Source organism: Synechococcus sp. BIOS-U3-1, from assembly GCF_014279975.1.
GTDB lineage: Bacteria > Cyanobacteriota > Cyanobacteriia > PCC-6307 > Cyanobiaceae > Synechococcus_C.
On the sequence record NZ_CP047936.1, the window covers coordinates 447,200 to 470,841 of the forward strand.

Here is a 23,642-nt window from a genome sequence, read left to right on the forward strand (position 1 = left end):
TGTAACTCCCTGCCGTGTGATGCCCGCTCCCCCTCCTATGCTTTTTCAAGCGGTCCCCTCTTTGGGGCTCTAGCTCCAGTGAGAGTCAGAGTTTTACTCTGAATACCACTGGCGCCCGGTCACGGTGAAGCTTTGCTGAGCCGCGCCCGGGGCCCCGGTAGTCCCAAGGATTTCCGGAGGGGTGTCCCACCACCTCGATCCCGTCCCTCGAGGAACGACTCGATGACCATCAGCCCACCAGAGCGTGGGAGCACCGCGAAGACTCAGGTCGAAAAGGTCGACAATCCAGCGACCTTCGAACTGTTCGGTAAGCCCGGACATTTTGACCGAGCCCTCGCGAAAGGTCCCAAAACCACCACATGGGTTTGGAACCTCCACGCCAACGCTCACGATTTCGACAGCCATACGAGTGACCTTGAGGAGGTTTCTCGGAAGATCTTTAGTGCTCACTTCGGCCATTTGGCCGTGATCTTCATCTGGCTGAGTGGTGCCTTTTTCCACGGCGCCCACTTCTCCAACTTTTCCGGCTGGCTCGCCGATCCCACCCATGTGAAGCCAAGCGCTCAGGTGGTTTGGCCGATTTTTGGCCAGGAAATCCTCAACGGCGACATGGGTGCTGGTTTCCAGGGCATCCAGATCACTTCCGGTCTCTTCCATGTTTGGAGGGCCTGGGGGATCACCAACGAGACGCAGTTGATGTCTCTCGCCATTGGTGCTCTGGTGATGGCCGGCCTGATGCTGAATGCAGGCGTTTTCCACTATCACAAGGCAGCTCCAAAGCTTGAGTGGTTCCAGAACGTTGAGTCGATGCTCAACCACCACCTCTCTGGTCTGCTGGGCCTGGGCTCACTGTCCTGGACCGGTCACCTGCTGCATGTGTCCCTGCCCACTACGAAGTTGATGGATGCCATCGACGCCGGCCAGCCGCTGGTGTTGAACGGCAAGACCATTGCTTCTGTGGCAGATATCCCCCTTCCCCACGAATTCCTAAATCAGGATTTGTTGGCTCAGCTTTATCCGGGATTCGGCGCCGGCATCGGTGCGTTTTTCAACGGCAACTGGGCTGCGTACAGCGATTTCCTCACCTTTAAGGGTGGGATTAATCCTGTAACCGGAAGCATGTGGATGACCGATATCGCTCATCACCATCTGGCTATCGCGGTGTTGTTCATCGTGGCCGGGCATATGTACCGGACCAACTGGGGAATTGGACACTCCATTAAGGAGATCCTCGAGGGTCAGAAAGGCGATCCTCTGCTCTTTCCTGCAACAAAGGGCCATGACGGCCTGTTCGAGTTCATGATCAATAGCTGGCATGCCCAGCTGGCCCTGAACCTTGCAATGCTCGGCTCCCTGAGCATCATCGTTGCTCAGCACATGTACGCGATGCCCCCCTATCCGTACATGTCGATTGACTACCCGACTCAGATCGGTCTGTTCACCCATCACATGTGGATTGGTGGTTTCCTGATCGTCGGAGCTTCAGCTCACGCAGCCATCGCGATGATTCGCGATTACGACCCTGCCAAGCATGTAGACAACGTGCTGGACAGAGTCCTCAAGGCCCGTGACGCTCTGATCAGCCACCTCAACTGGGTGTGCATCTGGCTTGGCTTCCACAGCTTTGGCCTGTACATCCATAACGACACGATGCGTGCTCTGGGTCGTCCCCAGGACATGTTTAGTGATTCCGCGATTCAGCTCAGGCCCGTTTTTGCTCAGTGGATTCAGGGTCTGCACGCTGCAGCTGCCGGTAGCACTGCTCCCAACGCGCTTGCTGGCGTCAGTGAAGTGTTTAACGGTTCAGTTGTGGCTGTTGGTGGCAAGGTCGCTGCGGCTCCGATTCCTCTGGGCACAGCGGACTTTATGGTCCACCACATTCACGCCTTCACGATTCACGTGACGGTGCTGATTCTCCTGAAGGGCGTTCTTTATGCCCGTAATTCCCGTCTGATTCCAGATAAAGCCAACCTCGGTTTCCGCTTTTCCTGTGATGGACCGGGCCGCGGTGGCACCTGCCAGGTGTCTGCTTGGGACCATGTCTTCCTGGGTCTCTTCTGGATGTACAACTCCTTGTCGATCGTCATTTTCCACTTCTCCTGGAAAATGCAGAGCGACGTCTGGGGTGCGGTGAGGCCTGATGGCTCAGTCCAGTACCTCACTAATGGCAACTTCGCGAACAGTGCCATCACCATCAACGGATGGTTGCGAGATTTCCTGTGGGCTCAGGCTGTGCAGGTGATCAATAGCTACGGCTCCAATACGGCCGGCTACGGAATCATGTTCCTTGGTGGTCACTTCATCTGGGCTTTCAGCCTGATGTTCCTTTTCAGTGGCCGCGGCTACTGGCAGGAACTGATCGAGTCCATCGTTTGGGCTCACAACAAGCTGAGGGTGGCCCCTGGCATCCAGCCTCGCGCGCTGTCCATCATCCAGGGCCGTGCTGTTGGTGTTGCTCACTATCTGTTGGGCGGTATCACAGTTACGTGGTCCTTCTTCCACGCCCACATCCTTGTGGTGGGCGGATGACCTTTCCTGAACTTTCCCTCTAATGGCAACGAAATTTCCTTCGTTCAGCCAGGGTCTGGCACAGGACCCGACAACCCGCCGCATTTGGTACGGGATCGCCACGGCTCACGACTTCGAGAGCCATGACGGAATGACGGAGGAGAGGCTTTACCAAAAGCTCTTCTCCACCCATTTCGGGCATCTCGCGATCATTGGCTTGTGGGTTTCGGGAAACCTGTTCCATATCGCCTGGCAGGGCAACTTTGAACAGTGGGTCACCGACCCTCTGCACGTGAAGCCCATTGCTCACGCAATCTGGGATCCCCACTTTGGTCAAGGCGCCATCACCGCCTTTACCCAAGCGGGGGCCACATCACCAGTGAATATTGCCTACTCAGGCCTTTACCACTGGTTCTACACAATCGGCATGACGACCAATGCCGAGCTCTATCAGGGTTCCATCTTCATGATGATCCTGTCGGCTTGGGCACTTTTCGCCGGTTGGCTGCACCTGCAGCCCAAGTTCCGCCCCTCACTTGCCTGGTTCAAGAATGCTGAATCACGCCTGAACCATCACCTGGCTGTCCTCTTCGGTTTCAGCTCCATCGCCTGGACAGGACACCTGGTGCATGTGGCGATTCCCGAAGCTCGCGGTCAGCACGTTGGCTGGGACAACTTCCTGAGTGTGATGCCTCATCCCGCCGGTCTTGGGCCCTTCTTCACCGGCAACTGGGGTGTATATGCGCAGAACCCAGATTCCATGGGTCAGATCTTCGGTACTGCCGAAGGTTCAGGAACTGCGATTCTCACTTTCCTTGGTGGTTTTCATCCTCAGACTGAGGCCCTATGGCTGACTGATATTGCTCATCACCATCTTGCGATTGGCTGCATTTTTGTGATTGCCGGTCATATGTACCGGACCAATTTCGGAATCGGTCATTCCATTAAGGAGATTCTCGAAGCTCACAATCCACCCAAGGGCACTCCTGGTGATCTCGGTGCTGGTCACAAGGGTCTTTATGACACCTTGAACAACAGCCTTCATATGCAGCTCGGCTTGGCTCTTGCCTCGCTGGGTGTGGTCACTTCATTGGTGGCTCAGCACATGTATGCCATGCCTTCATATGCCTTTATTGCCAAGGCATATACGACGCAGGCTGCTCTGTATACCCACCACCAGTACATCGCCATCTTCTTGATGTGTGGTGCGTTTGCTCATGGAGCAATCTTCTTCATCCGTGACTACGACCCCGAAGCCAACAAGGACAATGTCCTGGCCAGGATGCTCGAGCACAAAGAAGCGATCATCAGCCATCTGAGCTGGATCACTCTTTTCCTTGGCTTCCATACTTTGGGTCTGTACGTCCACAACGATGTTGTTGTGGCGTTCGGAACGCCTGAGAAGCAGATTCTGGTTGAGCCCGTCTTTGCACAGTTCGTTCAAGCCGCATCCGGCAAGGCGATCTATGGCTTCGATGTGCTGCTCTCCAACTCCGGTGGAGCTGCTGCCAATGCCAACGCTGCCTACATGGGTGGCTGGATGGATGCCATCAACGGGAACACAGACGTGTTCTTGCCGATCGGCCCTGGTGACTTCATGGTTCACCATGCCATCGCGTTGGGACTGCACACCACAACCCTGATTCTTGTCAAAGGTGCTCTGGATGCCCGTGGCTCCAAGCTCATGCCGGACAAGAAAGACTTTGGTTACTCCTTCCCCTGTGATGGCCCTGGTCGTGGTGGCACTTGTGACATCTCTGCCTGGGATGCCTTCTATCTGGCTGTCTTCTGGGCTTTGAACACGATTGGTTGGGTGACCTTCTACTGGCATTGGAAGCACCTGGCGATCTGGCAAGGCAACGTTGCTCAGTTCAATGAGTCCAGCACCTACCTGATGGGTTGGTTCCGTGACTACCTCTGGCTGAATTCCTCCCAGTTGATTAACGGTTACAACCCCTTCGGCAGCAATAACCTCGCCGTCTGGGCTTGGATGTTCCTGTTCGGCCACCTTGTCTGGGCAACAGGATTCATGTTCCTGATCTCCTGGCGTGGTTACTGGCAGGAGCTGATCGAGACCATCGTCTGGGCTCATCAGCGCACTCCGCTTGCCAATCTGGTGGGCTGGCGCGATAAGCCAGTAGCTCTGTCCATTGTTCAGGCTCGTGTTGTGGGTCTCGCCCACTTCACGATTGGCTACATCCTCACGTACGCCGCCTTCCTGATTGCATCGACCTCCGGCAAGTTCGGCTGATCAATCCTGGTCGCCCTGGCTGCAGGGCATCTTCAATACACCCCTGTCCAGTTCATCTGGCGGGGGTTTTTTGTTGGGAGAAGCTGAAGGCTGCAGAACAATTCAGCAGTTCATCAGCCGCTAAAAAGAATGTCGAGCGTCCGTAGGTAGGTGTGTAGGCCTGCGTCCTGAATCGGCAGCACATATGCATCCGCACCCGACTCGTTGTGGTGGGAATGCCAATAGCCCGGTGGAGTCACGAAAGCGGCACCAGCTGCCCAGTCTTCACGGTGTGGGCGGAGGATGTTTCCCTGATCATCAAGCTCAGTACCAATCAGGGTGTAACAACCGGGCCTGCAGTCCACGGCGAAATCCAGGGCGATCGATTGATGTCGATGAGGCTTCTGTTCCTGGCCGGCAGGAAGAATCCCAAGCATGGCCCAGAGGGTGTGGCTGACCGTTCTTGTCTGTGGGAACGCTGAGTTTCCCAACAGCACGCTGACTCGGTTAGCTCGGGCTCCGCTTGGACTGGAAGCGATCTCAGCGAGACGACCCTGGCTATCACGATGGCTGTAAAACGTTGGCTCAAAACGAGTTTCACTGGGAGTGACACCCAGATAACGCAGTAAGGGTGCATCGTGCACCCAATAGAGAGCCGCCTTTCCAGAGCAGCTGTGGATAGCGTCTCCACCGGCCGGTAGAACGAGCATGTCGCCCTTGCTCCATTGGAAGTGCTCGCCGCAGGCTTCAGTATCTCCTTGGCCATCGGCCACAAAGAACAACTGGCTTGTTGCGATAGCGGCAGTGCGTAGTTCGTCGCCATCCAGTCGAATGAAGTTGGCGCTCAGAGACGGGCCGGTGGCGGGTCCAGCGCACTGCAGTTCAGTGCTGAGGTCCAAAGCCATCACTGCACTGCCGTTTTTGGCAAAGAAGGCCGGCGAAAAGGAGCGGTAAGGGACGGCTCCCGTTAGTCCGCTGCGAATTGGATTGGCAGCTTCGCCATAGGAGAAATACTGAGCTTGGGCGGACGACGCTTGGCGATCTGTTGCGCTGCTCAACATGCCGTGACTTCTTCGCTCTTCAGGGGGGAGAACACACCTTACAAATCACTGCATCCCAGCTTCGTATGCAAAGCGTCATTGCTTCGACAGATCTCAGTCACGTCTTAGCCAGCTTGTTCGCGTCTACTGGACGCTCACCGGTTGGTTGAGTCCTGAATGTCGTTTCCTTCCCTTCCCCCAAGACTGGAGCTCGTGGTGTTGCTGGTTGGCGTCGTGGCCGGTTACAACCTCACTCTGCAAATCCTGCCAAGAGAGCGAATCGACTTCGCTCAGCTTGAGCTGGATGAGCAGATTGCTGAGCGAGTTGCACTTCGGCCAACTGTTGCTCCAGTGACTGTCGCTTCGATCGCGAGTACGGAATCAGCTGCTGAACCGTCGTCCGCCGGGACCTGCCTGGTTCCTCCAGGTGGAGGCCCAGCCGTGAATGATCGCTTTGAGCCCTGTTGAAGCTCATCCGTCTAAATCCGGCCTAGCCGGGCCGACTCCTCTCCAGCGCTTAAACAGCAGATAAGTGGCGGGAACGATAAACAGCGAGAGCAGCGTGGACACCAGCAGACCGCTGAATACAACAGTGCCGATGCTGATGCGACTGGCTGAGCCTGTGCCAGTGGCGAGTAGCAACGGAAGAAACCCGGCTAGCGATGTCACCGCTGTGAGCAAGATCGGCCGCATTCTGTTGAGTGACGCTTCCTCGACCGCATCAAGTAATGCGACCCCTTGCCTCAGACGCTGATTGGCGAATTCAACAATCAGGATCCCATTCTTGGCTGCCAGGCTCACCAGCACCAGCAGGCCCATCTGGGCATAAACGTCGAGGCTGAGACCGCGCAGCTTCAGGCCGATCAGTGCTCCCAGCAATGCCATCGGCACTGTGAGCAGGATGATCAGTGGATCCACAAAGCTTTCATAGAGGCCCGCCAGCAACAGATAAACCACCGTGACGCCAAGGGCGAACAGCACCCAGGTCACGGATTCCGCGCGGTTCTCCTCTCTGGCAAGACCGGTGAAGGACAGAGCCAGATTGTTGCCTCCGGTCCGATCACTGATCGCTTGTAGGAGATCGATAGCTTGGCCGCTGCTAATTCCATCCGCAGTGACGGCAGTGATGCTGATGGATCGGTTCTGGTTGTAATGGGTGATTCGATTCGCTCCTGAATCACGCTTTAGTTGTGCAACGTTCGCCAAGGAGACCAGGTCGCCGCTGCGGTTGCGCACCATCAGGCTTGTGAGATCTCCAGGCTTGCTGCGGTCAGTTCCTTCCAGTTGGATGTAAATGCTGCGGATTTCCCCTCCTGCAAAGGTGTCATCGATGAAACGACCTCCGATGGCAGTTCCGATGTCCCTCAGAGTCGGACCCACCGGAAGGTCTAGAGCTGCCATCTGGCTGCGGTCCAGCTCCAGTCGCCATCGTGGTGAGCTTGCATCGAAGCGCGTGCTGACGCGCTGGAACTGTCCTGAGTTCTGGGCAGCGAAGATGAACTGCTGGGCCTGTTCTTCAAAATCCTGCAGGCTGAGCTGGCCGCTACTGCGATCCAGAAGCTCCATCTGCAGGCCCGACTCACTGCTGAAACCGCGGACTGTGGCTGGCGTTGTCACAATCACTTGAGCGTCGGTGATGCGTCGTCTCAGCTCGCTATTCAGACGCTGCTTCACGGCTTCACTGCTGTTCTGTCGTCCTGGGCGTTCTTTGAGAGGTGTCAGGCGCAGATAAAAGGATCCTGTGTCCTCGCCGTTTTGTCCGAACGAGCTTCCGGCATAGAAATTGCCGCTCCGGATCAGGGGCTCTTCGGCAACCACCTCGCGGATGCGGTCCATCACAGCCTCGGTTCGTTCCAGGCTTGCCCCCTCCGGCAGTGTGAAATAACCGCGCACCTGACCCTGATCTTCGTTGGGGATGAAGGAGGTGGGGATCGTCGCCAGACCAATGCCTGTGAGCATTAGCCCTGCCAGTACAAGAGCGATCACGGTTCTGCCCCTTGCCAGCCACACCGCGAGCATCCGTGCGTAAACCCGTTGCAACCGGGTCATGCCCTCACGCAGTCTGCGACTGATGAACCTGAGCGGCCTTGGCAATCGTCCGTCGCCTTGTCCAAGCACGCGAGCGCAGGCCATCGGAGTGAAGGTGAGGGCATTGAACGTTGAGAACAAAATTGCGCCGCTGATGGCCAGTGCAATCGGTTGATACAGGCGGCCGATGGAGCCAGGAATCAGCAGAACAGGCAGGAAGACAGCCGCTAGAACCAGTGATGTGGCCATCACGGCGCCCGCCAGCTCTGCCATCGCATCTTCCGCAGCCCCCTGTGGTTCCTCGCCTTGCTCGATTCGGCCGGCAATGTCTTCGCTGACAACGATGGCGTCGTCAACAACGATGCCCGTGGCCAGGACGAGGCCGAACAGGATCAGGCTGTTGAGATTGGACCCGCTTAGGCGCACCACCACAAGGCTGCCGATCAACGCCACTGGAACCGCCAGGCCAGGAATTAAGGCCAGTCGCCAGCGCCCCAGAAACAGCACCAGCACCAGCAAGACCAGTAACACCGCGTCCCGGAGGGTGTCTTTGGTGCGATCGAGGTTGGCCTGAACGGTTTCGGCCACATCCACGATCACCTGTACGTCCAATCCTGGGGGGAAGCTGCTTTCCAGGCTTTTCAGCCTCTCCCGAACCGCACGGCTGACTTCCAGTGCATTCGACCCATCCCGCTGGAAGATGCCAACAGCTACAGAGCTTTCGCCTTGAAGATTGAGGGCGCTGCTGCCGTAGTTGCGTTGGCCAAGCTCGACTCGACCTACATCCTTCAGCCGAACAAGGCCTCCGTTGTTAGTGCGTTTCACCACCATGACTTCAAAGTCAGCCTGGCTGCGTAGACGTCCTTCGGCATCCACCGGCAGGCTGAAGAGTTGCCCTGCCGGTGCCGGTGCCTCACCCAGGTTTCCCACCGCAGCAAGAACGTTCTGCTCTGCCAGAGCGTTGGTGATGTCGTTGGTGGAGAGACCGAATTGCTCCAGCCGACTGGGATCCAGCCAAAGGCGATAGGCGAGTTCGCTACTGCCAAAAACGCGGATGTCGCCAACCCCAGGGGTTGTCCGCAGGCCTTCGCTGAGGCGCTGGTCGAGCCAGCCACCGATGAAGATCGGTTCATACATCCCAGCAGGCGCACTGAAGCCGAGGATCAGCAGAAGATCATTTGTGGAGCGGCTCACATTCAGCCCCTGACGAGTCACGACCTGGGGCAGTCGTCGGCTGGCCAGGTTGACCTCGTTTTGAACCTTGATCGCGTTGAGCTCCGGGTCGCCTGACTCGAAGCGCAGGCTGAGGCTGGCTCCGCCCTGACGGCTACTGGAGGTCATGCTTTCCAGCCCGTCCAGGCCACTGAGCTGGTTTTCCAGCACTGCTGTAACGCTTTGCTCCACCACTTCCGGGCCTGCGGCAGGAAAACTGGCGTTCACACTCACGCGGGTGGGTGCCAATTGAGGTAGGTCTTCAAGCCCGAGGCCTACCAGAGACACCACGCCTGCCAGCAACACCAGCAAGCTGCAGACGATGGTGAAGACGGGCCTTCTCAGAAATGGCTGGGAGATGGACCGCAAGTCGGCGACCGCTTAGCAAGGGCTCAGATCCTGGCAGTACAAAGCCCCGAATGAGTCACTCAGTACTCGTTCGGGGCTTGATGGGTCCGATCAATCAGATCGGTTAGGCAGATTTCTGGAGCTTGGAATTCAGTTGACGCTCCAAACACCGCCAGCAATTTTCACCAACGGAAGAACAAACGTCGAGCTAGCCAGGAACCAGGCGAATGCAGCGCCTCCGCATCCACCCAGCCAGAAGCCACTGGCAAATTCAGCCCAGCCAGTTTTGGTAAACAGGTCCGCGGGAGGGTTAACGATTGTGGCGTCAGCGGGCTGCACGTTTGGGCCTCGTCCGGCAGTGCCGTAGATCGATAAGCACACAGTCAGGATTGACACCAATCCGATGGAGGCGAGCAATCCTGCTGTCGCTGCATAATCGCCGTTACGGAGAGGTCCGCATACAGCGAAGGGGCCGTACAGCAGGAAGCCGTGCGCCATGCCAATTTCCAGACCGCGACGGTTTGGAGACAAGTCAGGTCGGTAAGCGGGCAGAGCGTTGAGGTACGCCTTGGTGAAATAGCTGCTGTTCACCGGAGTAGCCAAATTGCCAACCGTTGGATCGGCGACGGGGGAAACAGACATGGATAAAAAAGCGGTGGGTGGGCGGTGCGCTTGATCGTTGCCGGGAGCCTTTGAACGATCAGTCGGTGGTTTCGATCAGGTTGAACATCAGAACCATCACGACAGCTGGACCCAAAACCCCAGCTAAGGGAATGAAAACCGACGGCATCCAGGAAGCGACGAAATCTCCAGTCATGGCAGCGACCCAAATGTCTGCAGTTACTGTAAAGACTGCTTTTCTAGTGGTCTTCGACCGGTCCGGTCGGTGACATAAAAGTTCAATCCATTTGGCTTCTGCCGCTTTGAACCCATGAATCAGCTGCTTGCAGGTGGTGCCGCTGTTGTGCTGGTGGTTGTGCTGTGGGGTCTTGGCCGACGGCCTGGAAAAACGTTGTTGCGCAGCACTGATGCGACTTCGGTGGCAGCAATCAACAGAGCTCAGCTGGGCCTCGTAGAGGCTTCATTGCCACAGACGGATCATGAGATTCAGTCAGTGTCTGCCAAGGGAGCATTTGATTCTGTCCCGTTCCAGCCCCCGGCTACCAGTGCTGAGCGGATCTCACTGGAGCGCCGGCTCCGCGAGGCGATGGATCAAGGCAACCCAGGTCAGAGGCTTGAGGCTGTAAGGGTGGCTGGCCAGTGGGGGCATGGATCTGTGCTTCCGTTGCTGAGGCGCGGTCTACGTGACGCCGACAGTCTCGTCGTTGAAGCTGCTGCAGTTGCCATCGAGCGGCACCGTGGTGCTACCCGACCCTCTCCAGCTCAGGTGGCTCGACCTCCTCGCAACGTTGCCCGAATGCGATAGATCGGTCGCCCTTGGCTTTCGTGGTACGTACGGATTAGCAGCTCTCCCAACAGTCCGAAACAGAACAGCTGAATCCCGGCCAGGCCGAGCACGACCGCCATGGTGAGCAATGGTCTGTTGCCGATATCTTCACCTGTCAACTTGATGACGAGCAGGTAGGCGCTTGCTACCAAGCTCGTTGCGATGGCGACGAGGCCTCCAAACCCAAAGACATACATCGGCCGGGTGAGGAAGCGCTTCATAAACCACACCGTGAGCAGGTCCATCAGGACTCGAAAGGTGCGATCAATTCCGTATTTGCTGGTTCCGTACTGACGCGCACGGTGATTCACCTTGACTTCGGTAATGCGGGCTCCTTCGATGAAGGCCAGCGCTGGCAGAAAACGATGCAGCTCACCGTATAGACGCATGTCAGACAGCACGTCGCGGTCATAGGCCTTGAGCGAGCAGCCGTAGTCATGCAGGCGAACTCCCGTAACGCGTCCGATCAGGCGATTGGCCAACCTGGAGGGAAGCTTTCTCTGGAGCTCGGCATCCTGGCGATCAAAACGCCAACCGCTCACCAGGTCATAGCCCTCGCGCAGCTTATTCAGCAGCAGCGGGATGTCGGAGGGATCGTTCTGTAGATCACCATCGAGGCTCACGATCACCTGCCCTTTGGCGACATCGAAACCTGCTGCCATTGCAGCTGTCTGCCCGTAGTTTTTGCGCAGTAAAACACCCACCAGCTCCGGCACCTTGTTACTGATGCTCTCCAGCACTGATGCGGTGTTGTCTGTTGAACCGTCATTGACCAGCACTAGTTCAAAGCGCTCTCCAGTGGGTTGCAGCGCGTTAAGCAGCTGGTCGACAAGTTCAGGCAGGCTTTCTTCTTCGTTGTAGAGCGGCACCACAACCGAAAGGTCTAGCCCAGCAGTCATCGGGATCCGATCGATGTTAATGCAACCTAATCGGCGCCTGTTGGACCGATGTTCACGGGCCTTGGGAGACCGGCATCGATCTCATTACCAGGATCGGTAGCGGCGATAGACGGTCTGTGTTCCTAGTTCAATCTTGCTGCCATCGGGGCAGACGCCCTGCCGTTTGACTTTGAAGTAACCGTTACTGCACTGCCCGAGAGGAGTGCGTGAGTAGGAGTATTCCTCGCCAGGGCAGAAGGCATCTTCATCGATGGAGCGAAAATTGCGAGAGCGCTCTCTGTCTTCGGTGTTCACCATCAGTATCGCGTTGCCTTTGGTCGGTCCATCGGCGTTGCGCGCTTTGGTCACAGACCAGCGAAACTCGTTTTCTCCTGGCGATACGGAGAGAAAACTGCCGTGGTGCCGATCACCAAGACTGATTGAAAAACTTTCCGAGCGCCTTCTGCCGCTGCCGTATTCACGGTTGGTGTAGCCACCGGTTCGTCGATTCCGGATCACAATCCGCTGATTGCCTGCCGGTGCTAAGGAGGCCAGAAAACTCATGCCACCGATCGGTTTCACACTCTCGCCAGGACATTCGCCCCGATAGATCGTGCGCATCAGTGTCAGTTGCTGGACGGGCTGACTGCGCTGAAGGAATTCACCCTCAGCGCTCATGTTGCTGGTCTCGTTCATCCCTGGAGACCAGAGATTCATCTGTGCGATTAAAGGGCCAGCGAGCAGTGTCAGCGGATCCATGGGTCCGTCGTGTGGATAGTTCTTGCATTCTCACTCCTCAGGGCAGCGTGCTGCCGTCATGGCAGCGCATGACCCGACCAGCACCCCGTAATTCAGTTCTGTAGTGATTGGCCACAGGATGAAGATCCTGGGGGTTCAGGCTGTCGATGCCGATGCCATTGCGGCCGTGTTCAATGCCCGAGCTGTGCATGTAGTGACCGTTCTCGAGATGGATGCCGACATGGGTGCAGCGCTCAGGGCTGCCGAAGAAGATCAGATCGCCAGCGCGTAATCCAGACACATCCTCCGGTTGCACCGCCAGCGGCTGGCAGAACCTTTCCTGCTGATAGGCATCTCTGGGCAACCAGATGCCAGTGCTGGCGAAGGCTGTTTGCACAAGGCCGGAGCAGTCCAGATCGGGCCCGATGGTGCCTCCCCAGAGGTAGGTGTTCTTGAGCTCGGCAGCAGCTTTCAGCCATTTCAGAACCGCATTCAGCCGGCCGGTGATGTCCGAACTTGACAGCAGACACGGCTGCCGGGCTTCACAGGCCACAGCCTGACCGGCTAGCTCATCCATGGAGAGCCAACAGGGGTAGCCGTCCTCGAGAAGCACAACGTGCAAACGACCTCTATCTTCCGGGCGTAAAGATGCGGCGACTTTGAAGACTCGACCCGCTGCGGCTTGAGTGGCGAGTCCGTTCTCCGTTGGCCTGGCGTAGCCGTTCTGTCCTCTCAGCAGTTTCCAGCAGCCTCCTGAGCTGATCAGGTCCGGAGCGATCGGGGTGCCTAGGGTCGGCATTGCCAGTAGCCAGTGCCATGGCGTTCTACCGTCCCGAGCCGGCGATGCAGCAGCAGCTGGTTGCTCTGCTCGACAGGCTGGCGGCCGACGGCCGTCCCGGTTTGCATGATCAGGTGGCTGTGACTTGGGTGCGTTACGACACCGCATCTCCGACCAATGGAAGCGGCAGTGGCGCAGCCTGGTCTGACCAGAAACTGCTCTACCCCGCGAGTGTGGTGAAGTTGTTCTACGCGGTGGCTGCCGAGCACTGGCTGCAGCGCGATCTGATTCCAGACAGCGATGAACTTCGCCGTGCACTGCTCGACATGCTGGCTGATTCCAGCAACGATGCCACTGGATTGATCATGGATCTGCTCACAGGCACAACGAGTGGTCCAGCGTTGCGTTCCCCTGCATGGGAGCAGTGGCAACGGCAACGACGCCTCGTGAATGACTGGTTTCATGGTTTTGGCTGGCCTGAGTTGGAGCTCATCAACTGCTGCCAGAAAACCTGGGGAGATGGTCCCTATGGACGGGAGCGGGTGTTTTACGGGGAGAACAACAACAATCGCAATGCCCTCTGTACGGCCGCTGTCGCCAGGGTTCTCGAAGCGGTCATGACCGATGGCGTGCTTTCACCTCCGGCTTGTCAGAGACTTCGAGCCCGATTGGCTCGCTCACTCGGCAAATCAGACAGGCTGAATGATCCAGAGAACCAAGTGGATGGGTTCCTTGGTGAGGGTTTACCTGAGGGCATTCAGCTCTGGAGTAAAGCCGGATGGATGAGTCAGGCCCGCCACGACGCAGCCTGGTGGAGCATCGATGGAGAGGCGCCCTGCATGCTGGTGGTCTTCAGCGAAGGCAAGGAGCGCGCCGGCGATGAACAACTGCTTCCTCTGATTGCGACGCAGCTCGCGGCTTACGGAGTCGATTAACGACTTGCTTTTCAGTTAAACGGAGAGGGAGGGATTCGGCGTGTTTTCACAGGCCAGTCGTAGAGAGACCAGGGAGTTTTCTGCATTCTCAGAAAAAGAATACCCACAACACATTTTCTGTGTTGTCCTGGGAATAGATGATAACTACTGCGTTTGAGAGGTATAGGGTGCCCCAGATGTGGGAACAAGTGGAGTCGGGCAACCTGAAGCCCCCCTCCTTTAACCGCCGCATTAGTGCGGTGAGCGCTTTTACTGATGGGCGTCGAAACTTACGAGATCAGCATTGTCAGGAGTGCCGCGGAACCCAATCCCCCAAAGAACAGGAATGGCGGCACCAAATCTGGCCCAACCGCTGGCTGAGTCTGATCTGACATCATTCCCGGGTCTAATCAGGGCCGCGAAGGTAAAGGGGGCAGCCATCGCAGCGCGTCACTACGTGATGTTCCGCGGGTCTTATTTGCTCTGTTGCCGTGTGTTCGAGCTGTGCCGCCTCCGCAGGGAAGCCATCGAGCCGCTAGACGGCGGTGGCAAAGTTCGGCGGCTGGGCAAGGGCAGCAACCCCGCAACATACGTTTTAGTTCTGCGACGCTGGAGCTGTTCGAGTCGTTGGGCTGCGGGGAGCTTGGGGACTGGCTTTTCCCAAATCTCACTACGTTCTTGTCGATCCTGGTGAGAGTTCATCTCTCAAATTGGGTTGATTTACATCTGAGGCAAGGCTTGTCATGACTGTTTCAATACTGAGTCGGGACTCTTGAGGAGTCCTGGGGCTAGAAGGCCCTTATTGATCTCAGGTTTTTCTGGATAACATGATGGCCAAACGTATCGCTTGTATCTCCGCTGCCTCTGGGTTCCAAAGCAGCTAAAGGACTTCGGAGGTGTCCCCAAAAACATATCCCTTGTATTCGGTTAGGCATAAAAATTGCCCTAGATTCGGAAATTAGCTGGAACGACTCCTCCATTTATTGTTCCGTTTTGATGTTTTTTGGGGACATCGATATTGCCAAGTAAAAAATATGTATTGCTTCCCGTCATGTTTCATGTGGTGCCTGCTGATTCAACGCTAGGGCTTTGTATCGGAGTGCATTCGCCAATGACAAAGTTAATCTTAGATCGCCGATATTCATCATTATTTAGTCTCATATGAGCCAGCCAGGGCATGGTTGCTTTCATTTAATTGGGGAAGATCTGCAGGTATGCCTTCTTCTTGGCGTATAGCTCCTCATTGCTGAATCCTAGTTGAGAGCTTTGCTTGCTAGTCACTCTTAGTCTTGGACTTGACGCCAGCTTGGTGTGGTTTCTGAGGTATACCCTGGCCTTGCTTTTGCTGCTTTCGTGGGAATATGATAAAGTAATAATAATTTTCATCAACCGGAAGTGCTATTTTTTTCTAAATTATTGCTTAAATCAATCGCTACTGCGATTGCAATATATGATTCATACGAGCAAACAGTCTTAAATCGATATCCAACTATTTTCAGGGCTTTGCCGAGAAAGCTGCTGTCTAAAGTAGGCTACTTTTCTAATACTGGCTCATTAATTGTTGACGGAAAATCAATTAATTATACGGTTAAAAATAATGGCAATTTTGAAGCCTTTAAAGTGTGGTCTATATCTACAAGCTTGGAAATTTATCCGGGGGAAAGATTTTGCTACGCAGTAGTTCCGAAAAACAGTATTTACAAGCAGCTTTTTTACTTATCTTGTTATTTTAATGCACTTATTAATCTTAAGAAAAAATCTCAAGACATATTTAATACAGCCTTTTATTTTCGAGAATCTTTAGATACCGTAAATAGTGCGTTATTAATGCTGCGAGACCAACGCCAAAATACTTCAGAGGTATCATTCGCTAAGGCTTTTCAGGGCAGAATTCAGCACCAAGAAAATTGCGTAGATGAAGTAATTCAACTTAAATATAAAGATTGTGTCATTTTGAGGTCGGAAATTGGATTATATAAAAATAACAAAGCAAATCAACTGTCCAAAGGCAATAAATCAAAAAAACCAAAGAGAATCTTTGTAGTTTATTTGGATAATATATCTTATGAAACTTGCTTAAAGCCTCTGCTGTATTCAGATCAGTTAATTCTTAGAAACCCTATTGCAGATTTATTCTCCAAGTATAAGATCACCGCCTCAAAATTTACATCCACAAGTAACTGGACTTTTCCCGCTGCTGTATCGATGTTTTCAATGCAACCATATTGGGTGCATAAAATTTATCATCCAGGCTTTCGTGGACATCATCCTATTAACTCACTGATCAGTCGCTCAAAAGAAAATAATAACTACCTTAAAGAGATTTTGCAAGAATACAACTCTTTTATTTCAGGGAGAAATTGGAGGATGAATACGCACCATGGTTTAAATAACATTTTTGCTCATAGTATTACTGCTGACTCGAATGAGATTGATATTTATGATGTTGTATCACAATCGTTAAAGCAAATTGATATTGCTGGCCAGTCATCGTCAATTCATTGGGTTAACATTATGGATACTCATCATCCCATGAATAGTTCGGTTTTGCCTTTGGGTGCGACAAAGTATTTGAGTTCAACTAGCTTAATGAATTCCGGGCTTTCGTATGATACTGGGCCGAAGGTTAATTGTTCATCAGAAAAAAAATCAGCATTTTCAATCTATCAAGCGCAAATTGCATCAGCAGCGAATGCGGTGGATTTAATTTTACAGTCTAGTCTTAAATATATTCCAATAGAGGAGCATTTGATTATGTTTGTCAGTGATCATGGCTCTAATTTTCCAGAGACTGAAGACCAGTATGCTTCTCTATTCGAGAAGCATACGCCACTTTTCGCTATTTCTTCTAATTATTTAGATGCAAATATTGAGTGCAAGGACGCCTCTTTTGCTGAACAGAGATTTGCACATTTCTCTTTGTTCAGCTGTATTCATAAGCTTGCAGGATTTAGTGATGCTTCGTTGCATCATTCATGCTATTCAGAAAATCTTTCAAAAATTTCAATTATTTTTTATCCAGGCAAGCCTTTTGAATTTATTTATTTTGATGACGAGGCAAATGCTATATACAGATATGTTTCGAAGTTGACCGCTCCTGTAAATTCGAAAGTTGATTCTCGGTTTTCTTTATTTTGGTTGGAGCTTAAGGAGCATGTTGCCGTACATAATGGATGGAGTGTTATTCGTAAAAATGCAGATAGTGCTGATCTGATTTCAGTTGATAATCTCCCTTCAGATGTGCTTTTCTCTTTCGAGGAAATTTTTTCAATGAAATAGTATCTTGCTCGTGCATGCTAATCTTTCATTAGTCTTTTAATCCACATGGTTTGCAAGATTGTTGTAACTGTTGGCCCTGGGTCTCTTAGTGCTGAATCGCTAAGAGGAATGGTTGAGGCTGGTGCAGAAGATTTCAGGATTAATCTTTCACACTCTGACTCAACGTCTTTGGCCAAATATTATGATATTCTGCTCGATAATAATATTTTACCTTGTATAGATACCCAGGGAGCTCAGCTCCGATTGATTGGTTTCCGTATCTCTACTCCTGTTTTACAGATCGGGACCATTTTGTCTGTATTCTTTGGTCAGCATGTTCCTGAGCATTTTCAAGGAGATTTTTTATTAGTTAATCATCCAGAAGTTGTTTCTCAAATTTCTGCTGGCGACATACTAAAAGTTGACTTTGGTGGTCTTGCTCTAAGGGTTTGCCACCAGACAGATGGCTTAGCTTTCAATATGGAAGTTGTTGCATCTGGAAAGATTCTATTGAATAGAGCTATTGATGTATCTGGTAAAGATTTGAAGATGAATTGTTTGACTCTATTTGATAGAAAGGCTATTCAATATTCAATTTCTCGGGGTTGCAAGAAAATCTATGCTTCCTTTATTTCTTCTGCAGAAGATGTTTTAGAGGTTAGATCTTTGGTCCCTGGGGATATTCCAATTGTTTCAAAGATAGAGACAAGGCTGGCACTTGCAAATTTGCACGATGTACTGGAGGTCTCGGACGCTATTCTCGTCGACAGAGGCGATTTGAGCCGAAGCATTACTATTCCAATGGTGCCTATGGCAGTTAACAATGTATTGAAAGTAGCCTCAGCCTTCCAAAAGCCTGTCTACATAGCAACTAATATCCTTGATAGCATGATGGATTCGCCTGTTCCTTCGCGCGCTGAGATATCGGACTTGTTTAATCTGCTGGAAAGAGGTGTTAGTGGAATTGTGTTAGCTGCCGAAGCTGCAATTGGGAAACATCCAGTACCGTCAGTTGCGTTAACTAAATACATAATAGACATTTATAAGCTTCAAAAAGACGGATTGCTTGGATTGGCTGAGCTCCCCTTGCCGGCTCCTTCTTTGGTCGGTAATGAGCTGTATCAATGGCTTTGAATTGATTCGCCTGAAAGTTCACTTTGCTCGCACAACTTGCGATTTGAGAAGATTTGTTGTAATGCTGATCTCGCTGTTAAGTGACTAATGCTGGTTTTATCCATTATATTCATTGTTTATTTGCATTTGTATCGTTCATTGAAATCGGAATTTGTATATTCACGATTTAGTTGAGCGCTGCAATTGCTGTATTTGCATAAGTCCAGCTGATTTGGTTCGCAGGCGCAAATGTTTCAGCCGCTTCGGAACCTAGCAGACATTAAGTACATAGGTTCTGTCGCCATATGCATAGACCTCCTCAACACGGATACGCCTCCTAGTGGCGTTGCCTGACTTGTCGACGTAATTGATCAGGAGATAATCCTTGATCAGGAGCTTCTCACAGAGGAGAGTGCGCTACATCCTCCTGCACTGCATCGATCTCTGTTCCTTGGGGGCAACCTTTGCCTCTTCCAACCCAAGTGCCTTACTGAGTCAGACCCACTTGTACGTGGAGGCAACTCCTGCCTTCCTCTCGGGTTGAGGTGCCTTAAGGCTCAGCTCACCTATGACCCGCCCCTTGAGCTTGGCATCTGCCTTCAGTCCCTTCAGTTCCTGTTCGGAGGGGGGGGATCTCAAGGAATTAATAAACCCCTTGTATCCCACAACATCGAATCGACGCGTTGTTCGAATTTGCAGGAATTTCTAGGATTTAAATTTAAAGGATCCATTGCGTCACAGTTGGTTTGGGACGCAATGGGGAGGTTAGAAACCACCTTGAAGCGGAGAGGGAGGGATTCGAACCCTCGACAGAAGTTGCCTCCTGTAACTCCTTAGCAGGGAGCCGCTTTCAACCACTCAGCCACCTCTCCAGCGGCCCACCCACCCTATCAAGAGGGTGCCCGTTCAGACCACCAGTCGCGGCAGGCGGTGCTTGAAGCTGCACAACACTTCCCAGGGAATGGAACCTGACAGATCCGCCCAATCCTGAGGGCGGATCACCTGATGATCGTCCTGTCCGAGAAGTGTGATGACATCTCCGCTTTCAAGATCGGGATGGTCGGTGACATCCAGAATCAATTGGTCCATGGTGATCGCACCAACCTGAGGAAGGGGCTGGCCTCGATGCAGGGCGTGAATTTGCCCTGATAGGCAGCGGCTGACGCCATCGGCGTAGCCGATACCGATCACGGCCAGCCGACTGGGCCGACTGGTGACGAAGCGGTGGCCGTAGCTCACCCCCACACCTGCTGCGACCTCACGGATCAGGCTGACCCGAGCCTTCACGGTCATTGCCGGTTGAAGATCCAGGTTCTGCTCGAGATAGGCACTTGGGGCATGGCCATAGAGAGCCAATCCCACTCTCACCTGATCGAGATGCAGTGATGGGTCCCGAAGGGTGCCTGCTGAATTAGCTAGATGTCGCTGTAAACCATGCTGTCGATGCTTGCGCGTCACAGCCTCGAAACGCTCCTGCTGCAGGCGCGTGATTTGTTCGGCATGGCCTGCAAGCTCGCCATCGGCCAGAGCGAGATGGCTGTAGACCCCACCCAGGTTCAATTGATCGAGTTGCAGGATCGCCTCGGTCAGGCGTTCGCCGTCTTGCCAATCGCAGCCGAGCCGAGTCATGCCGGTGTCAAGCTTGAGCTGCACCGTGAACTGACGGCCGCTGCCATTGGCAAGGTTCTGGCAAAGAAGTGCCTCGCGCATGCTGCTCAATGTGGGCATCAGTTGCCAGTGCAGGCAGGCACGCAGCTCTTCGGGTTGGGTGAGATTGCCCAGCACGAGGACGGGCAGCTCTAGTCCGGCGCTCCGTAGCTCGATTCCCTCCTGCAGGGTGGCGACTCCCAGGCTGGTCGCACCACCGCAGATGGCTGCCCTGGCCACTGTTTCGGCTCCATGCCCGTAGCCGTCAGCCTTGACGACCGCCATTAGGGCGCAGTCTGATGCCAGCACACGCTTCAACGCTCTGGCGTTGTGTTCAACGGCTGAGGCGGACACCTCCATCCAGGCTCGCTGTCGCGGGTCAGCACCAGCAGCCGTCTCAGGGCCGAAGGGGCTTTGACGATCAGCGGACAGGTCTGGCATTGGGACTGGGTAGTGAAGGTCACAAAGCTGCCCTTGTGACCCCGATAGCATGCCGTGTAATCAGGGAGCTGGCATGGGCCAGGTTCTCGTTCTCAATGCGTCCTATGAGCCGTTGAACATCACCACTTGGCGTCGTGCCGTTGTGATGATGATCAAGGGGAAAGCTGAGGGTCTGGAACACGATTCCAAACACCTTGTTCGCAGTGACATGCCTCTGCCGACCGTGATCCGTCTGCGTCAATTCGTGCGAGTCCCCTTTCGGCAAGTGCCCATGACACGACGCAATGTGTTTCAGCGAGACAATCACACCTGTCAGTACTGCGGTAGCCGCGAACTCTTATCCATTGACCATGTGATCCCCCGCAGCCGCGGTGGAACCGATGCCTGGGACAACGTGACTACGGCCTGTACGAGTTGCAATGTCCGCAAGGCCAGCCGTACCCCTTCTGAAGCCGACATGCCTCTCAAACGTGTGCCGCGTTGTCCGCTCAGCAGTTTGAGTTTCGAGGCCGTGCGTCAGATCGACTCAGGTCGTCACAGTGAGTGGGCCAAATACGTGATCGGCGCCTGATCCGTTTTTGATCAATCGTCGGTCTGTTGACTGAGTTGCTCCAGTTTGCTGCGCTGTTCCTCAGCAACACAGGCACCGATCACATCTTCCATCTGTCCTTGAAGAACGGACTCAAGACTGAAATTCCTGCCTAGGCGATGGTCGGTGACCCTGTTGTCTTTGGCGTTGTAGGTACGGATTTTTTCGCTGCGATCGCCCGTACCCACCTGGGAGCGTCGTGCTGAACTCTCCCGTTGATTTGCTTCGGCGAGTTGGCGCTCGTAAAGCTTGGCTCGCAGAATCTCCATGGCCCGTTCACGGTTCTGCAGCTGAGAGCGTTGCTGCGTGCAGAACACCCGGATGCCGCTTGGTTTGTGAAGCAGGTCAACAGCGGTTTCTACTTTGTTCACGTTCTGACCACCGGCTCCTCCCGATCGCGCTGTGCTGATCTCAAGATCTCCGGGTTCAATCTGAACTTCAACGGGATCGGCTTCTGGCATCACAGCGACCGTCGCCGTGGAGGTGTGCACACGTCCCTGGGATTCGGTGGCAGGGACCCGCTGCACGCGATGCACACCGGCTTCGAATTTCAATTCGCTGAAGACGGCATCACCTTTCACGGAAAGGATCAGTTCTTTGTAGCCGCCAAGGTCGGCTTCGTTAGCGCTTACGGGCTGGACTATCCAACCGCGTCGGCTGCTGAAACGCTCATACATACGGGCAAGATCTCCAGCCCACAGTGAGGCTTCATCGCCGCCTGCACCGGCTCTGATTTCCAGCATCACGCTGCGTTGATCGCGGGGGTCCTTGGGTAGCAGTGCCAGCGTCAGCCGTTGGATCAGCTCGTCATGACGTTCCTCCAGAGAGTGCAGTTCTAGCTGAGCGAGTTCTTCCATCTCGGCGTCGCCGCGGCTTTCTCGCACCAGAGTTCGCGCCTGTTCTCTTTCATGAAGAACGTTTTGCAAGCTGGTGTAGTCGACGACCAGAGGTTCAAGACGCGAGCGCTCCTTGGCCACCGACTGCAGGCGCTCTGGATCCGATGCCACGTCAGGGTCAGCGAGCTGGCGTTCCAGATTGTGGAAACTGCTGGTCGCGGCCTCAAGACGGCTAATCAGAGTTGAGGAGTCCATTGCTTCAGAAGCATGGTCGGGAAAGGACCAGACGGTGATGTGCTGTCAGAAAAAAGCCCCGAAGGCAGAGCAATGTCTGCATTCGGGGGCAACAATCGTGGCAATCGATCGCTTGTGCGTCGATTCCAGAGAGCATCAGGCTTCTGCCTTAGCCTCGTCCTTGGCGGGAGCTTGTTTCTCTTCGTTGACACTGGCGGTGCTGCCCATGCCGTACTTGCGCATGAAGCGATCCACTCGTCCTTCGGTGTCGAGGATCTTCTGGGTACCGGTGAAGAACGGATGGTTTCCGCTCCAGACGTCCACATGGATTTCGGGCTGGGTGGAACCAGTGGTCATGACCACTTCTCCGTTGCAAATCACCTTGGCATCGGGGTACCAGGTTGGATGAATGTCGGGCTTGGGCATGGCAGGGATCAGCGCTTGGAGAACTGGGGAGCTTTGCGGGCTTTCTTGAGGCCGTACTTGCGACGCTCCTTGGCCCGTGGGTCACGGCTGAGGTGACCTTCCGTTTTGAGAGGCTTGCGGTTATCCGGAGAGAGCTCGCACAGAGCCCTGGCTGCGCCCTGTTTGATGGCATCGGCTTGTCCGGTGAGACCACCACCTCTCACGTTGACGAGCACGTCGTACTCGGTGATCAGACCCAGCGTCTGTAAAGGCGCCTTGACAGCAGCGATGTAGGCAGGGTTGTAGTTGAGATAGTTATCACCAGGACGGCCATTGATGGTGATCGTGCCGTTGCCGGGGATCAGGCGGACTCGGGCGACTGAGGTCTTACGACGACCGGTGCCCCAATAGACGACGGAATTGGACGTGCTCATTTGGCGGAAGCGGCGGGATCAAGCTGCAGGGGCTGAGGCTGCTGGGCGGAATGTGGATGATCCGTACCCTTGTACACCTTCAGTTTGCGAAACATCTGGCGACCCAAAGCGTTGTGGGGAAGCATCCCCTTGATCGCTTTTTCAACGATTCGCTCAGGAAGACGCTCCTGGAGGTGGGCGAAGGTCTCCACCTTCATCCCACCGGGGCGTCCGGAATGCCGGCGATACAGCTTCTGTTGCGGCTTGCTGCCACTTACCTTCACCTTGTCGGCATTGACGACAACGACAAAATCGCCGGTGTCGAGATGCGGGGTGTAGCTGGCTTTGTTCTTGCCGCGAAGCACGGAAGCCACTTCGGTCGCTAAGCGGCCAAGGGTTTGATTCTCAGCGTCCACCAGATACCACTGGCGGTCGATTGAATCGATGGAGGGGACGGAGGTCTTGTTCATCGCGCCGGCATGCCGGTTCGGTTGTGCCCCGTCGCAAGCGACGAAGCTGGGCAGGGAGCTTCAACCACGCCGTGGCGTGCTGTACGGAGCTCAAAGATCGACTTTACCTGTCGGT

General features: G+C 54.2%; 21 protein-coding genes and 1 tRNA gene. 9 read left to right on the plus strand and 13 right to left on the minus strand.

The genetic code is table 11. The features are described from left to right. Positions 1-222: 222 nt before the first annotated feature. Positions 223-2,529, plus strand: a complete 2,307-nt coding sequence (gene psaA / locus SynBIOSU31_RS02075; RefSeq protein WP_186491708.1) for a photosystem I core protein PsaA — start codon at positions 223-225, stop codon at positions 2,527-2,529. 22 nt (positions 2,530-2,551) lie between these two features. After that, a complete protein-coding gene (psaB, locus tag SynBIOSU31_RS02080; RefSeq protein ID WP_186491709.1) occupies positions 2,552-4,759 on the plus strand; it encodes a photosystem I core protein PsaB in 2,208 nt (735 codons plus the stop codon). Between the two features lie 113 nt (positions 4,760-4,872). Here the strand turns inward: psaB and SynBIOSU31_RS02085 are convergent, their stop codons facing one another. Next, complete coding sequence (locus SynBIOSU31_RS02085; RefSeq protein ID WP_186491710.1) at positions 4,873-5,799, minus strand: cupin; 927 nt, start codon at positions 5,797-5,799, stop codon at positions 4,873-4,875. Between the two features lie 156 nt (positions 5,800-5,955). On the opposite strand from SynBIOSU31_RS02085, the gene SynBIOSU31_RS02090 reads away from it, so the two are divergent. Then, positions 5,956-6,246, plus strand: a complete 291-nt coding sequence (locus tag SynBIOSU31_RS02090) for a hypothetical protein (RefSeq protein WP_186491711.1) — start codon at positions 5,956-5,958, stop codon at positions 6,244-6,246. A 3-nt stretch (positions 6,247-6,249) separates the two neighbouring features. Here SynBIOSU31_RS02090 and SynBIOSU31_RS02095 read toward each other — a convergent pair whose 3' ends face one another. From SynBIOSU31_RS02095 to SynBIOSU31_RS02105, 3 genes are all read right to left on the minus strand, one after another. Beyond that, a complete protein-coding gene (locus SynBIOSU31_RS02095) occupies positions 6,250-9,387 on the minus strand; it encodes an efflux RND transporter permease subunit (RefSeq protein ID WP_186491712.1) in 3,138 nt (1,045 codons plus the stop codon). A 129-nt stretch (positions 9,388-9,516) separates the two neighbouring features. After that, entirely contained in the window at positions 9,517-10,008 is a 492-nt protein-coding gene (locus tag SynBIOSU31_RS02100; RefSeq protein WP_186491714.1) for a photosystem I reaction center subunit XI, read from the minus strand. 58 nt (positions 10,009-10,066) lie between these two features. Then, positions 10,067-10,183: a photosystem I reaction center subunit VIII gene (locus SynBIOSU31_RS02105; protein WP_186491716.1), complete on the minus strand. Its 117-nt coding sequence runs from the start codon at positions 10,181-10,183 to the stop codon at positions 10,067-10,069. A 114-nt stretch (positions 10,184-10,297) separates the two neighbouring features. Between SynBIOSU31_RS02105 and SynBIOSU31_RS02110 the strand changes: the two genes are divergently transcribed. After that, on the plus strand, positions 10,298-10,792 hold the full coding sequence (locus SynBIOSU31_RS02110) for a HEAT repeat domain-containing protein (protein WP_186491718.1): 495 nt from the start codon (positions 10,298-10,300) through the stop codon (positions 10,790-10,792). On the opposite strand, the gene SynBIOSU31_RS02115 is transcribed toward SynBIOSU31_RS02110, so the two are convergent. From SynBIOSU31_RS02115 to SynBIOSU31_RS02125, 3 genes are all read right to left on the minus strand, one after another. Beyond that, entirely contained in the window at positions 10,750-11,712 is a 963-nt protein-coding gene (locus tag SynBIOSU31_RS02115; protein WP_186491720.1) for a glycosyltransferase family 2 protein, read from the minus strand. The genes SynBIOSU31_RS02110 and SynBIOSU31_RS02115 overlap by 43 nt on opposite strands. Before the next feature lie 84 nt (positions 11,713-11,796). Further along, a complete protein-coding gene (locus SynBIOSU31_RS02120; RefSeq protein ID WP_186491722.1) occupies positions 11,797-12,450 on the minus strand; it encodes a hypothetical protein in 654 nt (217 codons plus the stop codon). A gap of 37 nt (positions 12,451-12,487) precedes the next feature. Beyond that, positions 12,488-13,228 (minus strand): C40 family peptidase, encoded by a 741-nt coding sequence (locus SynBIOSU31_RS02125; protein ID WP_186491723.1) that lies wholly within the window; start codon positions 13,226-13,228, stop codon positions 12,488-12,490. Between the two features lie 17 nt (positions 13,229-13,245). Here SynBIOSU31_RS02125 and SynBIOSU31_RS02130 point away from each other — a divergent pair, with 17 nt between their 5' ends. From SynBIOSU31_RS02130 to SynBIOSU31_RS02145, 4 genes are all read left to right on the plus strand, one after another. After that, complete coding sequence (locus SynBIOSU31_RS02130) at positions 13,246-14,142, plus strand: serine hydrolase (protein ID WP_186491725.1); 897 nt, start codon at positions 13,246-13,248, stop codon at positions 14,140-14,142. A gap of 325 nt (positions 14,143-14,467) precedes the next feature. Continuing rightward, entirely contained in the window at positions 14,468-14,815 is a 348-nt protein-coding gene (locus tag SynBIOSU31_RS02135) for a hypothetical protein (protein WP_255477310.1), read from the plus strand. A 701-nt stretch (positions 14,816-15,516) separates the two neighbouring features. Beyond that, positions 15,517-17,400: a hypothetical protein gene (locus tag SynBIOSU31_RS02140; RefSeq protein WP_186491727.1), complete on the plus strand. Its 1,884-nt coding sequence runs from the start codon at positions 15,517-15,519 to the stop codon at positions 17,398-17,400. A gap of 45 nt (positions 17,401-17,445) precedes the next feature. Beyond that, positions 17,446-18,513: a pyruvate kinase gene (locus tag SynBIOSU31_RS02145; protein ID WP_186491729.1), complete on the plus strand. Its 1,068-nt coding sequence runs from the start codon at positions 17,446-17,448 to the stop codon at positions 18,511-18,513. Between the two features lie 762 nt (positions 18,514-19,275). Here the strand turns inward: SynBIOSU31_RS02145 and SynBIOSU31_RS02150 are convergent. Together SynBIOSU31_RS02150 and alr are read right to left on the minus strand one after the other, a co-directional pair. Further along, positions 19,276-19,364 (minus strand) — tRNA-Ser (locus SynBIOSU31_RS02150). A 34-nt stretch (positions 19,365-19,398) separates the two neighbouring features. After that, a complete protein-coding gene (alr, locus tag SynBIOSU31_RS02155) occupies positions 19,399-20,580 on the minus strand; it encodes an alanine racemase (RefSeq protein ID WP_186491731.1) in 1,182 nt (393 codons plus the stop codon). Positions 20,581-20,653: 73 nt separating this feature from the next. On the opposite strand from alr, the gene SynBIOSU31_RS02160 reads away from it, so the two are divergent. After that, the gene (locus SynBIOSU31_RS02160; RefSeq protein ID WP_186491733.1) at positions 20,654-21,151 is read left to right on the plus strand and encodes an HNH endonuclease; all 498 of its coding nucleotides are present in this window, start codon (positions 20,654-20,656) and stop codon (positions 21,149-21,151) included. Between the two features lie 11 nt (positions 21,152-21,162). On the opposite strand, the gene prfA is transcribed toward SynBIOSU31_RS02160, so the two are convergent. The 4 genes from prfA to rplM form a co-directional block, all read right to left on the minus strand. Beyond that, positions 21,163-22,260: a peptide chain release factor 1 gene (gene prfA, locus SynBIOSU31_RS02165; RefSeq protein WP_186491734.1), complete on the minus strand. Its 1,098-nt coding sequence runs from the start codon at positions 22,258-22,260 to the stop codon at positions 21,163-21,165. Between the two features lie 135 nt (positions 22,261-22,395). Beyond that, a complete protein-coding gene (gene rpmE / locus SynBIOSU31_RS02170; protein ID WP_186491735.1) occupies positions 22,396-22,665 on the minus strand; it encodes a 50S ribosomal protein L31 in 270 nt (89 codons plus the stop codon). A gap of 8 nt (positions 22,666-22,673) precedes the next feature. After that, positions 22,674-23,078, minus strand: a complete 405-nt coding sequence (gene rpsI, locus SynBIOSU31_RS02175; RefSeq protein WP_186491736.1) for a 30S ribosomal protein S9 — start codon at positions 23,076-23,078, stop codon at positions 22,674-22,676. After that, entirely contained in the window at positions 23,075-23,527 is a 453-nt protein-coding gene (rplM, locus tag SynBIOSU31_RS02180) for a 50S ribosomal protein L13 (protein ID WP_186491737.1), read from the minus strand. Before rplM ends, rpsI begins: the two co-directional genes overlap by 4 nt. Positions 23,528-23,642: the final 115 nt, after the last annotated feature.

Coding starts and splice junctions, on each gene's coding strand:
- SynBIOSU31_RS02090 (WP_186491711.1), top strand. CDS start 5,956: ATGTCGTTTCCTTCCCTTCCCCCAAGACTGGAGCTCGTGGTGTTGCTG.
- SynBIOSU31_RS02130 (WP_186491725.1), top strand. CDS start 13,246: ATGGCGTTCTACCGTCCCGAGCCGGCGATGCAGCAGCAGCTGGTTGCT.
- SynBIOSU31_RS02160 (WP_186491733.1), top strand. CDS start 20,654: ATGGGCCAGGTTCTCGTTCTCAATGCGTCCTATGAGCCGTTGAACATC.
- alr (WP_186491731.1), bottom strand. CDS start 20,580: ATGCCAGACCTGTCCGCTGATCGTCAAAGCCCCTTCGGCCCTGAGACG.
- psaB (WP_186491709.1), top strand. CDS start 2,552: ATGGCAACGAAATTTCCTTCGTTCAGCCAGGGTCTGGCACAGGACCCG.
- rpsI (WP_186491736.1), bottom strand. CDS start 23,078: ATGAGCACGTCCAATTCCGTCGTCTATTGGGGCACCGGTCGTCGTAAG.
- rpmE (WP_186491735.1), bottom strand. CDS start 22,665: ATGCCCAAGCCCGACATTCATCCAACCTGGTACCCCGATGCCAAGGTG.
- SynBIOSU31_RS02085 (WP_186491710.1), bottom strand. CDS start 5,799: ATGTTGAGCAGCGCAACAGATCGCCAAGCGTCGTCCGCCCAAGCTCAG.
- prfA (WP_186491734.1), bottom strand. CDS start 22,260: ATGGACTCCTCAACTCTGATTAGCCGTCTTGAGGCCGCGACCAGCAGT.
- rplM (WP_186491737.1), bottom strand. CDS start 23,527: ATGAACAAGACCTCCGTCCCCTCCATCGATTCAATCGACCGCCAGTGG.
- SynBIOSU31_RS02125 (WP_186491723.1), bottom strand. CDS start 13,228: ATGCCGACCCTAGGCACCCCGATCGCTCCGGACCTGATCAGCTCAGGA.
- SynBIOSU31_RS02110 (WP_186491718.1), top strand. CDS start 10,298: ATGAATCAGCTGCTTGCAGGTGGTGCCGCTGTTGTGCTGGTGGTTGTG.
- SynBIOSU31_RS02100 (WP_186491714.1), bottom strand. CDS start 10,008: ATGTCTGTTTCCCCCGTCGCCGATCCAACGGTTGGCAATTTGGCTACT.
- SynBIOSU31_RS02115 (WP_186491720.1), bottom strand. CDS start 11,712: ATGACTGCTGGGCTAGACCTTTCGGTTGTGGTGCCGCTCTACAACGAA.
- SynBIOSU31_RS02145 (WP_186491729.1), top strand. CDS start 17,446: ATGGTTTGCAAGATTGTTGTAACTGTTGGCCCTGGGTCTCTTAGTGCT.
- psaA (WP_186491708.1), top strand. CDS start 223: ATGACCATCAGCCCACCAGAGCGTGGGAGCACCGCGAAGACTCAGGTC.
- SynBIOSU31_RS02120 (WP_186491722.1), bottom strand. CDS start 12,450: ATGGATCCGCTGACACTGCTCGCTGGCCCTTTAATCGCACAGATGAAT.
- SynBIOSU31_RS02135 (WP_255477310.1), top strand. CDS start 14,468: ATGGCGGCACCAAATCTGGCCCAACCGCTGGCTGAGTCTGATCTGACA.
- SynBIOSU31_RS02105 (WP_186491716.1), bottom strand. CDS start 10,183: ATGACTGGAGATTTCGTCGCTTCCTGGATGCCGTCGGTTTTCATTCCC.